The 13,414-nt window shown below is 43.2% G+C and carries 12 protein-coding genes; 5 read left to right on the plus strand and 7 right to left on the minus strand.

Annotated features, from left to right (window positions below):
• Positions 1–59: 59 nt before the first annotated feature.
• The 3 genes from ACHA99_RS19935 to ACHA99_RS19945 all read left to right on the plus strand — a co-directional run bounded on the left by ACHA99_RS19935 (position 60) and on the right by ACHA99_RS19945 (position 2,273).
• The gene (locus ACHA99_RS19935; protein WP_393944566.1) at positions 60–857 is read left to right on the plus strand and encodes a response regulator; all 798 of its coding nucleotides are present in this window, start codon (positions 60–62) and stop codon (positions 855–857) included.
• A 159-nt stretch (positions 858–1,016) separates the two neighbouring features.
• Positions 1,017–1,289 (plus strand): HU family DNA-binding protein, encoded by a 273-nt coding sequence (locus tag ACHA99_RS19940; protein ID WP_006079990.1) that lies wholly within the window; start codon positions 1,017–1,019, stop codon positions 1,287–1,289.
• Between the two features lie 291 nt (positions 1,290–1,580).
• Positions 1,581–2,273, plus strand: a complete 693-nt coding sequence (locus tag ACHA99_RS19945; RefSeq protein ID WP_393944569.1) for a TorF family putative porin — start codon at positions 1,581–1,583, stop codon at positions 2,271–2,273.
• Between the two features lie 58 nt (positions 2,274–2,331).
• On the opposite strand, the gene rimK is transcribed toward ACHA99_RS19945, so the two are convergent.
• The 4 genes from rimK to ACHA99_RS19965 all read right to left on the minus strand — a co-directional run bounded on the left by rimK (position 2,332) and on the right by ACHA99_RS19965 (position 7,726).
• Positions 2,332–3,237 carry a 30S ribosomal protein S6--L-glutamate ligase gene (gene rimK / locus ACHA99_RS19950; protein WP_113939182.1) on the minus strand — a complete coding sequence of 302 codons (906 nt, stop codon included), beginning with the start codon at positions 3,235–3,237 and terminating at the stop codon, positions 2,332–2,334.
• A 179-nt stretch (positions 3,238–3,416) separates the two neighbouring features.
• Entirely contained in the window at positions 3,417–5,132 is a 1,716-nt protein-coding gene (locus tag ACHA99_RS19955; protein ID WP_393944571.1) for a putative bifunctional diguanylate cyclase/phosphodiesterase, read from the minus strand.
• A 9-nt stretch (positions 5,133–5,141) separates the two neighbouring features.
• On the minus strand, positions 5,142–5,576 hold the full coding sequence (locus tag ACHA99_RS19960; RefSeq protein WP_105250317.1) for a response regulator: 435 nt from the start codon (positions 5,574–5,576) through the stop codon (positions 5,142–5,144).
• Positions 5,573–7,726, minus strand: coding sequence for a CHASE domain-containing protein (locus ACHA99_RS19965; RefSeq protein WP_173247621.1), 2,154 nt, complete (start codon positions 7,724–7,726; stop codon positions 5,573–5,575). Before ACHA99_RS19965 ends, ACHA99_RS19960 begins: the two co-directional genes overlap by 4 nt.
• 324 nt (positions 7,727–8,050) lie before the next feature.
• Here ACHA99_RS19965 and ACHA99_RS19970 point away from each other — a divergent pair, with 324 nt between their 5' ends.
• Positions 8,051–8,227: a PA3496 family putative envelope integrity protein gene (locus tag ACHA99_RS19970; RefSeq protein ID WP_006079984.1), complete on the plus strand. Its 177-nt coding sequence runs from the start codon at positions 8,051–8,053 to the stop codon at positions 8,225–8,227.
• A 463-nt stretch (positions 8,228–8,690) separates the two neighbouring features.
• Complete coding sequence (locus tag ACHA99_RS19975; RefSeq protein WP_393944574.1) at positions 8,691–10,046, plus strand: flavohemoglobin expression-modulating QEGLA motif protein; 1,356 nt, start codon at positions 8,691–8,693, stop codon at positions 10,044–10,046.
• Positions 10,047–10,245: 199 nt separating this feature from the next.
• Here the strand turns inward: ACHA99_RS19975 and ACHA99_RS19980 are convergent, their stop codons facing one another.
• The 3 genes from ACHA99_RS19980 to ACHA99_RS19990 all read right to left on the minus strand — a co-directional run bounded on the left by ACHA99_RS19980 (position 10,246) and on the right by ACHA99_RS19990 (position 13,255).
• On the minus strand, positions 10,246–11,685 hold the full coding sequence (locus ACHA99_RS19980) for an MBL fold metallo-hydrolase RNA specificity domain-containing protein (protein WP_212599622.1): 1,440 nt from the start codon (positions 11,683–11,685) through the stop codon (positions 10,246–10,248).
• Between the two features lie 117 nt (positions 11,686–11,802).
• Positions 11,803–12,672, minus strand: a complete 870-nt coding sequence (locus ACHA99_RS19985; RefSeq protein WP_393944577.1) for a DUF2927 domain-containing protein — start codon at positions 12,670–12,672, stop codon at positions 11,803–11,805.
• Between the two features lie 346 nt (positions 12,673–13,018).
• On the minus strand, positions 13,019–13,255 hold the full coding sequence (locus tag ACHA99_RS19990; RefSeq protein ID WP_028761824.1) for a thioredoxin family protein: 237 nt from the start codon (positions 13,253–13,255) through the stop codon (positions 13,019–13,021).
• Positions 13,256–13,414 lie beyond the last annotated feature (159 nt).

A 13,414-nucleotide genomic window follows, 5' to 3' on the forward strand; every position in this document is an offset into this window, starting at 1 on the left:
TCAATAGCGTAGCTTAGCGACTCAGTAAAATACTTACGACTCTTAACTTGAAGTAGACTATGAGCCATTTATCGCCCAGCGAACTTTCTATTCTTTTGGTAGAACCTTCAGAGACACAAAGTCGAATTATTATTCAGCGCTTACAACAAGAAGGTATTCTCAGCATTCAAACCGCAGAAAACATAGAAGCGGCTAAAGATATTATTGCTCGCCATAAACCTGACCTTATTGCGAGCGCCATGCATTTTAATGATGGCACTGCCATCGATCTCTTGGGCTACTTAAGGGCCAACGCTGACTGCAAAGATATCCAATTTATGCTGGTCTCGAGTGAGTGCCGCCGTGAGCAACTTGAAATATTCCGCCAATCGGGTGTAGTAGCGATTCTACCTAAACCCTTCAGTGCCGACCATTTAGGTACAGCATTGAATGCCACGATTGATTTACTCAGCCACGATGAACTCGACCTGAGTAATTTCGATGTACAAGATGTGCGTGTATTAGTGGTCGATGATAGCCGTATGGCAAGAAACGTCATTAAACGTACGATTGGTAACTTAGGGATGAAGCTGATTACCGAGGCCGAGGATGGCGCGCAAGCCATAGCGTTAATGAAACACAATATGTTCGACTTAGTGATCACTGATTACAATATGCCAAGTGTAGATGGGCTAGCTTTGACACAATTTATCCGCAATGAAAGCCAACAATCACACATTCCCATCTTGATGGTGTCTTCCGAAGCCAACGATACCCACCTCAGCAATGTGTCCCAAGCGGGTGTAAATGCCTTATGTGACAAACCCTTTGAACCCAAACTTGTTAAAAAATTACTCTATCAACTGTTAGAAGAATAAAACCAGAATAAAACTTAAGTCACGAACTGAGTAAATATTCTGCGCTTTACTGAACATCCTGCTGCACGCTAGACGCAAAAGGCTTTCCAAGCGTTAAACCTTATGGCATGTTAGGCACGCTTATTTCAAATAAATCTACGGAAAGAAGAGACAATAAAAATGAACAAAACTGAACTAATCGCCAAAATTGCAGAAAATGCCGATCTAACGAAAGTAGAAGCAGCACGCGCATTGAAGTCTTTTGAAGCAGCTATTACCGAATCAATGAAAAATGGTGACAAAATCTCCATCGTAGGTTTCGGTTCTTTTGAAACAGCGACTCGTGCCGCTCGCACTGGCCGTAACCCACAAACGGGTAAAGAAATTCAAATTGCTGAAGCGACAGTGCCTAAGTTTAAAGCGGGTAAAACCCTACGTGACAGCGTAAACTAAGTTATAAAATTCAATACAACGCCTCCATTGTGAGGCGTTTTTTTTGCCCAATCCCAGTGAAGCACTGAATATTTTTTGCACAACAAAAGTGCGCCTCTGCCCCACAAACTGGCAAATAAAAACATTTCATCAACATTGCAAGCTCTAATCCTTTGTTTTACATGGCATTGTAATAGTGGCATGTGATTAGCAAATCCTTCCTTAGAAAAAAACCAAGATGCACTAATGAACACAGCTGACTTTGAGTGTGCCAATGGTGAATCGATAAATAAGTCAATCGAGGGGATGAGCATGAAGAAATCACTGTACAGCGTTTTGGCCTTATCGACGGGAATGTTACTGGCAGGCAACGCCTTTGCAGCCGTATCAGGCAACATTGGCGGTACCTCTAATTACCTATGGCGCGGTGCGACCCAAACTAAAGATGCAGTCGCAATCCAAGGTGGCCTTGACTACAGCCACGATTCTGGATTTTATGCGGGAACTTGGGCATCGAATGTGGATTTTGGTGATGATACTAGCTACGAGCTTGATCTATATGCGGGTTATGGCGGCAGTATTACCGAAGACATCAGCTACGACTTTGGCTATCTCTACTACGCCTATCCAGACGCACCAGGCAGTATTGATTTTGGTGAGCTCCATGCTGCTGTCACGTGGAAATGGCTCGAACTTGCTTACTCCCAAGTCATCAATGCCGGTGACGATCTGGCCGCCGATCCTTTAGATAATAAAGATCTCAGTTATCTTGCCGCGACGGTATCCGTTCCTCTCACTGAAAAGCTGAGTTTATCAGTGCACTATGGTTACTCAAGCGGTGATGTCGTCCAATCTTGGTTTGGCGAAGATAATTATGCCGACTATAACGTGACTCTCAGCGCAGATACCAGCATAGGCACAGTGTCATTTATGGTCTCAGATACCGATCTCACCGATGATGATGCCAAACTAGTACTCGGATATTCCTACAGTTTTGATCTATAAGCTCTAAACATAAAAAACGCCACCTTAAAAAGTGGCGTCGTTTGATCACCATCACCTACTAGGCAATAATTGACCGGTTTGTTTTACGGGCCGCAACCATTTTCTCAATATATTCAACAATAGGCTCAGTCACTGAAATCCCTGTTGTTTGCTCAATCCCTTCAATGCCTGGCGCCGAATTAACCTCAAGGATCAGTGGGCCACGGTTAGAACGTAAAATATCTACTCCCGCGACAACCAATCCCATCGCCTTCACAGCGGCAATAGCCATTTTACGCTCAACAGAGGTGATTTTTACCACCTCACCACAACCCCCTAAATGCAGATTAGAGCGGAAATCGCCCTCGGGACCTTGACGCTTCATCGAAGCAACAACCTTGTCACCGACAACAAAACAACGAATATCACTACCATTGGATTCTTTAATGTATTCCTGCACTAAGATATTCGCTTTGAGCCCCAAGAATGCTTCAATCACGCTCTCAGCAGCCGTTTTAGTTTCAGCGAGTACGACACCAATCCCTTGAGTGCCTTCGAGTAATTTAATGACTAACGGAGCGCCGCCCACCATATTGATGAGATCTGGGATATCATTTGGCTTATTGGCAAAACCCGTCACTGGCATGCCAATCCCTTTGCGGGAAAGTAGTTGCAGTGCCCGCAATTTGTCCCGCGAACGCGCAATGGAGATTGAATCATTCGCGGCATATACGCCCATCATTTCAAACTGACGTACAACGGCACAACCATAAAAAGTCACGCTAGCATGAATACGCGGAATGATGGCATCAAACCCAACTAATTCAGTACCTTCATAATGAATGCTAGGTTTAATAGAATTAATATTCATATAGCAATTCAGCGTATTGATCACGACCGCTTCATGTCCACGACTTTGGCAAGCCGCGACTAAACGTTGTGTTGAATACAACTGGGGGAATTGGGATAAAATACCTATTTTCATTGCTGAGTGACCAACTTAAGCATGAGTGAATAAACCGTTCTGCGGCACCAAAAGCACAGCGACAGAAAAAGGGGCTGATATTTGTCTATTGCTCAGTGTAAAGCAAGAAAATATTCCTCACCAGACGAAATCATTATGCTAATGAAATACTTCAAGACCTATCACACTCGGAACTCGGTTTAAGTTAACAGCGGCAGAATATACTTAGCCTCAAACTCCGTTGCATCTAAGGGACGAGAAAACAAATAACCTTGTAATACAGTACAATGGCGAGAAGTACAAAACTCAGCCTGCTCAATTGTTTCAACGCCCTCAGCTACTGATATGACATTAAACCCATGGGCGAAGTTAAGTAATGCAGCGAGCAAACGAGTGTCTTTATCATCCTTATCATAGGAAGCGACAAAGCTTTTATCGATTTTCAGCACGCTAATGGGAAACAATTTGATATGTTCTAAGGACGAAAAACCCGTCCCAAAATCATCAAGGGCAAAACGCACCCCTAACTCGGCGATTCTATCGAGCATTTTGGCATGTTCATGGGGATCTTCAATAAGGCAATTCTCAGTAATTTCAAGCTCTAATGCTACAGCAGGAAGTCCTGTCTTAGTCAGCGTATTCGCTATTTTATCAAACAGGTTCTCATTTCCAATTTGCGATGCAGACAGGTTAACGGCAATGGTAAATTCTCTCCCTGTTGGCTGTAATTGGGTTAACCAAACCTGTGCCTGAATACAGGCTTGTTCAAGCACCCAATCATCAATGTCCTCCATTAATCCAATTTCTTCGGCTATGGGTAAAAATTGATCTGGGGTGATAATGCCGTCTACAGGATGCTGCCATCGGATAAGGGCTTCCATCCCCACCAGCTGATGGGTTTTCGCATTCACTTGCGCTTGATAATGAACCTTAAATTCATTTCTTTTTAAGGCAGTACGCAAACTCGACTCGATATGATTACGGTAACGCACCTCTTTATCTAAAGCTTCTGAGTAAAACTGAATCTGGTTTCGGCCCATTTTTTTAGCGCGATACATAGCGATATCGGCACATTTCATCAGCTCAGAACTGTTCGAAGCCGCTTCATTATAAAAAGCCACGCCGATACTGGCACCAATAAGCACATCGTTATCACCGAGACAAAACACGTCCTCAAACACTTTTAACAATCGATTAGCCACAATCATAGGGAAATATTTATAATCATTATCAGTGACTAGCACGACAAATTCGTCCCCACCTAAACGGGCAATAATGTCGCCATCTCGTAGTACTTCACTTAATCGAGCGGCTACTTTAACTAAAAGAATATCCCCCGTCTGATGGCCTAGAGTGTCATTGATCGCTTTAAAATCATCTAAATCGAGTAAGATAACGGCTAAATAGTCGTGACAACGTTTGGCCCTTGCTATCGCTCGATTAAGACAAAGTTCAAAACCATAGCGATTAACCAGCTTAGTCAACGAATCGTGTTCAGCTAGCTCTTTTAGTTTTTGGTGACTATTGCGTAACGCCAACGCCATTGAAGATCTTTGTTTCGCATAACGAATTGCACGGGTTAGTATCCGCGAGTTAACCTCATCTTTAAGCAAGAAGTCCTGTGCCCCTAGTTCAATACAGCGTTGAGCCAGTTTCTCATTTTCATAGCGACTCAGCATAACGACTACGGTCTGGTCTTGCGTCATGGCATTGAGCTTGATCAACACTTCTAAGCCATTAGCATCGGGTAATAAATAATCCAATAGAATACCGTCAAAATGACGTTCTAATGCGAGATTTAAACCATCAAATGCACAATTTGCTTCGACCACATTAAAAGTCAACTTTGACTGTCTGAGTGCTCGGATGATCGCAGTTCTATCAACTTCATCATCATCGATCAGTAGTAAATCCATATACTCACCTTATGCGGATGGGAGCTCCACTATTCGCCAATAACCTTCAAGCATATTAAAAATATTGTTAAAACCGTCTTTCATATCAGTTTTAACCATGTAACCAGCCACATGATGGCTATAGGCTTTCATCCTATCTTCATCGGTACTCGACGTGGTGAGCATAAAAACGACAGACGAAGAAAGAGAAGGATCTGAGCGTATTCGCTCAAGGAACTCAAACCCATTCATTCTTGGCATATTAAGATCGAGCAAAATAAGATACGGACCTTTGATCGTGTCTAAACTAGTTAGAATAGTTAATGCTTCAATCCCATCCCGAGCACGCACTAAGGGATTGAGTAACCTCAATTGTCTCATCGCCCGCTGCACGGCCATGTAATCCACGTCATCATCATCAACCAATAAAATGGTGACCTGTTGATAGTGATTTGCTGCGCTCATAGAAGCTCCTTTTTCACTATTTTCTTAGGCCAACTAAAGCAAAAACAACAACCTCGGCCCTGCGATTTGAGCTGAATCTCTCCACCTAAACTTTCAACCGTTTTCCTCACAAGTGATAAGCCTAAACCACTGCCTTCAACTTCATCTCTTGGTTTAAGTGTTTGAAACATCTCGAAGACTTTTTCATGATATGAGCTTGATATCCCCGGACCATCATCTATCACACTGAATCGATACTGCTGATCAACCGCCTCACATGAAACCGTAATCACACCTGTACCTAAGTCATGATGTTTTATGGCGTTACTGATTAAATTTCGTATAACTAATTCCAACAATGGTCTTACGGTATAAAAATTTGGAAATTCACCTTTTAGGACTAATTCAAATCCCTGTGGCGGCGCGACGAGCGCAAACATGTCTTCAACCAGTTGCCGACTTTTCACTTCAGTAGTTTCGGTATCAACACGACCAATCCGAGAAAACATCAATAGTCCATCGAGTAATAACACCATTCGATGAATACGACTTTGGATAAGCCCTAGGTATTTCTGTACATTTTCATTGGTGTTATCGACTAAATCCTCTGATAACCAAGAGGTTAGCTGCTCGATACCACGTAAGGGGGATTTCAAATCATGGGAAGCAATATAGGCGAACCTGTCTAATTCTTGATTGATACGCTCAAGCTCAAGCATATGTTCTGCACGCTGAACTTCAATGCGTTTACGTTCAGAGACATTATTAATTGTCGCGAGAATAGAAATGCCATTACTAAAATGAATAGGCGTCAACCCCACTTCAATTGCGAGTCGACTGCCATCTTTACAACAGCCAAACAGGTCATCCCGCATCGACATATTTTTCGCAATAGGCTGCACTAAATAGTTACTCATGTGCTGCTGATGAGCATCCCTTAGGGTTTCGGGCAATAACATATTGATGGAACGACCGAGTAACTCGTCTCTGGTATAGCCGAACAAACGTTCAGCATGGGTATTCACTAAAGTAATAAATCCAGATTTATCCACCATAAATAGCGCACTTGGAGAGGCTTCAATTACTAATCTAAAGCGTTTTTCGTTAGCAATTAACTCTGAAGTCAGTAAAGACTCCTTATATCGATTACGCGCCATAATTAACACTGAGTAAAACAATGCCAAAATAAAACCACAACCGATAAATTGGAGCCACATACCTTGGGTCTGTTCCGCTCTCGAGATAAAACGCGATTGTGATGAAATGTCTAAACGCCACAACTGCCCTCCAACTAAGTCAGTCTGCGAGTGATAAAACACATCCTGCTCATTCGGGGCCACTTTGCTGCTGGTAAACATTAAACTGTCAGCGCTTGCCTGCGGACTTTCATAAATGGCAAGTTTCAAGCCTGAGAATCGCTCCCCCATAATCCCTTGCATGAGGTCATCCATCCTAAACGCTGCATACACAAGTCCAAACACGTGCTGTTTACGCTCAGCTTCTGTTGTTGTAGTGCCTTGATAAAGCGGTAAATACATTAAAAATCCCGCTTTAGCATCATCAGATGTATCTTGAACTAATACGACTTTGCCAGAAACTGTCGGCAGTCCAGTGGTAATAGCGCGAGTGATGGCTTTATATCGATTAGACTCGGAGCACATGTCATAACCCAAGGCTCTTTGATTACGCCAATCAAAGGGTTCTAAGTACACAATCACGCAATACTGATCACGCGTTCCTTCTGGGTAAACTTTATAGTCTTTAAAACCTTCAGCTTGAACTTGTTGGATGTGCGCACTTAATGCTTCAGGTTGAAGTAACTGAGCATAGCCAAAACCTTGAAAACCTGGGTAATACTCAGATAAATGAGCATTGATGACATAAGTTTGCCATTCCTGACGTGTCACATTACTCGAGGATAATAATAAGCCAACGCCACCACGTAAGACTTGCTCATAGGCAAGCATTCTGCGATTCACGGCTTCTGTTAATTCTTGAACGCTATTTTCGAAACGCTCTTCACCTCTATCCCTAAGATATTGCTCAAGCACATACCAAGAGATCCCCATGAAAAGTAAGGCAGCCACTATCATCAGCCAGCTAGAGCTCAGCACGCTAAAGTAGATATTATTAGATGGGGGGAGTGATTTAGAAAACTGATCCTTGTCCATGTAAGCCAATTCCCTAGCAAACGATTAACAACAAACACAGGTACAAGTGTTGTTGTAATTATGACTAAATTCAAGTTTATCCTACTATTTAACTCGGAATTAACGCGAATATATCTATGACGATACCGTGCTCTTAATCACAAAATAAGCAAAAACTAAATTAATCAAATATTCAATTGCAGTCTCGGGCCTACGCCAAACAGCGGTAAGCTGAATCATCCGACTCACGGGAAGAATTTTTCACCCTAACTCACAAAATTATTTGCTTTTCTACCATACTCTTTTTAGTTAGAAAGTCGTTAGGAACAACAAGAGGAATTCGTTATGGCTCATATTACTGAAGTCGTGCCCAACGATACTGAACTTGAGGCAATGACCACACCAAGAAACAGCAAAGCCGCCGAGGCAATGCAGCATAGACGCGAAGTCAAAAAGCGTTTAGAAGACTACCTCGAGCGGGCGGAGTTAAAACGTGCATTAGGAGATGACGATTTTTTCTAGCCAATTCTATCTCGCTATCTAGTGGTCAAAATGATGGGATGATGATCTCAGTCGGTGATCATTTGTTTCGAACTCACTGAGTTTTGGCCCACTAAAATCGAATATCTCACCAAGCCAATAATGCTGGGTGTGACTCTGCTCTAGCTCACTAACCTCCAAATTTAATATCGCGTCATCACTGTCATGTTTTGCTCCAATCAATCTATTTCTATATCAAGAACAAAGCAGCTTTAATGTCATATCAATAAAATATTATTAAACAGATGGTTACTTATTTATGTCCCATAGACATAGCGCTAGAATTGTAACAAGTGCACCAAAATGATTCACAAAATCGATAACAGCTAATTTATTTAATCGGTATATTTTCTCAGCTAGCCTGCGAATCAATATGAATAAATGAGGTTTAAGGCTATGATTAGCCACATCTCTCTCGCTGAAATTACCTGCAGGATATACGGGAATGTCTGAGTCGTTAGCCCAATATCAACAAGATCTACGCCGTTTTTCCGATGAATTAATTCGCATTCAAACGCCAATAAAAATCTTAGATGCCATTAAATGGCCGCGGGAAATGGAAGAGCGTTTTCTATCCAATAAGGGCACGGTACTTCCGGCTATCAAGCAAGAGTTCTATCAAAACATTGCTTTACCTTTTGATCCTGTTAAAACCCAAGCTGAGCTAGCCTCCCTAAAGCAGGACATCCATAGACGTTTGGGTAAACGAGACAAACTCGGCAAAATATTAGTGGCAAACGTCGATCAGTATCGCCTTGTCATCGATATGTTGGGGAACAGAGGCACGCCAACCTTTGGTAAGCTCAGCCAAGAATTGTACGGCAGTGCTAGCCATAAACTGCATGGCGATCGCCATACCTTGCGCCAGTTAGGTGATAAACTCAGCTACATTTTCTCGCTGCCCGCGGCGAGGCACATGAATAAACATCACCCTAAAATTATTAGCGCGCCAGAAGCAGTTAACGTGCTCTGCCAACGTTTAGAAAAGTACTTCCATAGCGATGATATGCGTGTACGCCTAAGTGACGGTATCGTCTCTGACGCTGCAGTCGGTGGCGACACTGTTAAGCTCAATAGCAAAGCAATGTTCAGCGAATCGGATCTTAATGTATATGAAGTTCACGAAGGTTGGGTGCATGTCGGCACAACGCTAAACGGCCGAGCTCAACCCCACGCCACTTGGCTCAGTGTCGGTTCTCCCCGCGTAGCAGCAACCCAAGAAGGTCTAGCCGTTTTACTGGAAATGCTGACGCTAAGCTCAAATCCAGGACGGGCTCGGCGAATTAGTGACCGTGTTGCCGCGGTCGATATGGCTGAAAATGGTGCTGACTTTATAGAGGTATTTAATTATTTCAGAGGATTGAATCTAAGTGCGACAGACAGTTACCGTGTCACCCAAAGGGTTTTCCGTGGGGGCATGGTGGAAGGCGGCAGTTTCTTCACTAAGGATATTTCCTATGTGCGTGGTTATGTGGAAAACATTAACTTTATCCGCAGCGCCATCACCTCAGGCCTTCCTGAACTCATCCCTATGCTATTCCTCGGTAAATTGGCGATTGAAGATATCCCCGTGTTATACCAAGCTTGCCAAGAGGGCATTCTGACTACGCCTAAATATCTACCGCCCATGTTTGATAACTTTAGTGGCCTTTATGCTTGGTTTGGTTTTGCATCAGGTTTAGCAGGAATCGATTTGAAAGGTGTACAGCGCCATTTCACTCGCTTATTTAAAGACGTACCGAATGTCGTTCCCGCCTTTGAGTTACTCGATGATACTGAATTTGACAACAACTCTGACTAATACAGTAACCTGATTGATTTAAAATAAAAAAAGCTCACAACTATGTGAGCTTTTTTATAAAACTAAACGCTAATCTTCGATAGAAAACCTTCACCATTACATTCAAAATACAACTCACAGGCAGGATAACTCGCTTTGCCACACGTGTAGAAGATAATGGCATTTCCACCCAACTTTTGAACTTGTACTTTCAACTCTTTTAAGGCTTCCACACTAACTGCGGCAGTGCATTTAAATCCAATCGATCACCCTGGGTCGCAATTGCTATAGCCTTTGGTTTAGTCTGAGGATCTTGGTTAATCACATCGACTAATCCATGCTGCGCCTCGGGTTCTCCATGGACTAAAATTAACGGCGGCTGGCCTTCAAAATGGTGATACCAACGTAATAACTCTGCTTGATCCGCATGGGCTGAAAGTCCGCCCACTGTGTGTAACTTAGCCGCGACTTTAATGCTGTTACCATGAATAGACAGTTCCTCAGCGCCATCGACGAGGGCACGCCCTGGTGTTCCAAGCGCTTGATAACCACAAATAATCACATCACATTCTGGGCGCCATAAATTATGCTCTAAGTGGCTACGAATACGTCCACCGTTACACATGCCGCTCCCTGCAATAATGATCAATCCCTTATGCACGTCGTTCAGCGCTATCGACTCTTCGGTCGTTTGGATAAATTCGACATTCGACAACAGCGGATGCTGCCCAGGATGTTGGCGGGTAAAGCGTTTAAAGTCCTCATCCATCAGCGGATAATTATTAACGTAGACGCGGGTCGCCTCAATTGCCATCGGGCTGTCTAGGCAGATTTTCCAGCGGCCGAGATCCCATTCTTTAGCATATAAATGAAATAGATATAATAACTCCTGTGCTCGTCCAACCGAAAAAGCGGGCAGCAATATATTGCCTTGGCTCTCGTTGACTGTCTTAGCAAAAATAGCTTTCAATTCGGCTAAGGTATCCGTCCAACTGCGGTGAAAACGATTGCCATAGGTGCTTTCCATTAAGACTAGATCTGCCGTATCCACTAAGGTAGGATTACGTAAAATCGGCATACCTGCACGGCCAAGATCGCCACTGAAGACGATTTTCTTCTGGGATTTTCCCTCACCTAACCACAACTCGACTAAGGCGGAACCTAAAATATGCCCTGCATCTGAGAGGCAAATATCCACATGGGGAATAACCCTAGTCACTTGACCATATTCCAATGGTACAAATTGGGTTATCGCGAGTTCAGCATCTTCAACGGTGAATAGCGGTTCTAGGGGGTCAAGATCATGTTTAGCACGCTTTTTATTGACTCTTTCGGTATCGCGGGTCTGCAGCATAGCCGCATCTTTGAGCATGATGGCGCACAGCTCTGCCGTGGCTTTATGGGTGTAGATAGGCCCATCAAAACCCGCTTTGACTAAAAGTGGTAAACGCCCAGAATGATCGATATGGGCATGGCTAAGCACGACAGCAGAAATAGACTCAGGATCAAATGCGAAGGGATCATGATTACGCAACTCATCAGATTTACCGCCTTGGATCAAACCACAGTCGAGCAATAAGTGTTCATGATCAACCGAGAGTAAATGACACGAACCCGTCACTTCCTCTGTCGCCCCTAAAAACTGCAATGTCATTCGCATGGTGTCCCTCCAAGGTGTTTATCTCATATAAAGATAGACTATGCCCTTATTCCTAAAACAAAAAGGATTAATTAGTCACGTGCGAGCAATGTCAACTTTAGCTGTAATGCTTAGTCATCAATAACCTAACAATGGGTACAACTGACCTTGACGTACCGTTTTGCCAGCGTTAGCAATAGTGCCATCGCGCAGCCATTGTTCGAGCAAGATCTGCATAGGCTGTTTGACTTCTACCGCCGTCATTCCAGCGCTAATACTTGGGCTATAGAGTAATTTAAGCAAAATGAAATCGAGCCCAGTGAGTAAGTCCTGCGGGGTTTTGTCGTTAAAGATGGAGGGAAATACTTTCTCTGAATCATTGGGTAAACCAAGCACTTGAGTAATCTCTTCCACTACACAAGCCACTAACTTACCGTGCATTTTGGCTTGATCTACAGGAATAATAATCCAAGCACGTTCAATCTCTTGCCGTGAATTAAGAGCAAACTTTGCCATACACACAGAACCATGGACATTTTTCGCCGAGCTCGGTCCCATTAAGCGCATCACCTCACCTGCCCATAGGGATTGACGGGTAAACACTAAGTGCAGATTCGCCTCAGAGAGCGTATCCACCCGTTGAATATCGAGGCCGGTGATCTGGCCTAAATGTGTTAAGTGCATCAACACTAATTGAGTGTGCAGCGCCTTATCACCCACTTGATGCTCAATAAACACTCGTACCGGTATGCGCCACTTACGCACGCTATGTTTAGCAAGGTCATACTCATTTTGTAGGGCGACTTCACTAAATGCTTGGGTGATATAAGCGGAGTTTTTCCAATCCGTAGCGGGCGTTAATACTTGGGTTAATCCGGGAGATGTTTGAGCAGCAAATAAAGGTAAAGCTAATAAACTTAGCGTTAGAAAAAGCCCTAAACGAAACCGACGTACAGTAAAAAATAACCAACTGTAGAAACGTGTTAATACCCTAAGCCACTTTTGCATTGGCACTCATCCCGCAACTTGACGAGGTCACTGAATCAAAATCATAGCAGTGATACTGATAAAAGAAGTCGAAATCTGCAAACAACCTCATACAACATAGACTTAATAAACTCGCCCAGATAATGCAATGCTGACTAAACAGTAGCCAATAAAACCCCATAATAAAATTACTACACAAAGCATCAATGCATTGTTTTTAAACACATTATATTTAATATCATTAATCGTATACTGATGATATTACACCACCATTGCCAAGGATTCAGGATGACAATGGTGTGCATTTTTAGCTTAAGCGCTTTCTAACGAGCATACTCCGTGCAACTATTCAGCGAGTCAGCGAGCTCTAGTCCCTTAACCACCCCTCAACTTCATCGCGCGTCGGTACTGAGCCGCTATGTATGAGCTCACCATCGATCACTACCGCAGGGGTTTTCATCACTTTAAATTTCAATAGGCTTTGAGGATCTGTGTCCTTTTTTACAATCACATCCACACCCATTTCTTCTGATATGTCCGCAATCATCTCAGCGGTTTTGCTACATTTAGCGCAACCACTGCCTAATACTTTGACTTGTTTCATGTTACTTCCTCAACGAACTGTGCTGCAAAATTAAAAATTTCAACCTACTGTCATACTCACAGCCACATATAGCAAGGTAAATTTCCAGCCAAGCAAACTCATAGACAAGAGTATGGCAACATCTATAGCTCAATTCATGCCACAATAAGATAACTGCAT

Origin of the sequence: Shewanella sp. S23-S33 (genome assembly GCF_043359565.1) — a bacterium.
Classification (GTDB): Bacteria; Pseudomonadota; Gammaproteobacteria; order Enterobacterales; family Shewanellaceae; genus Shewanella; species Shewanella oncorhynchi.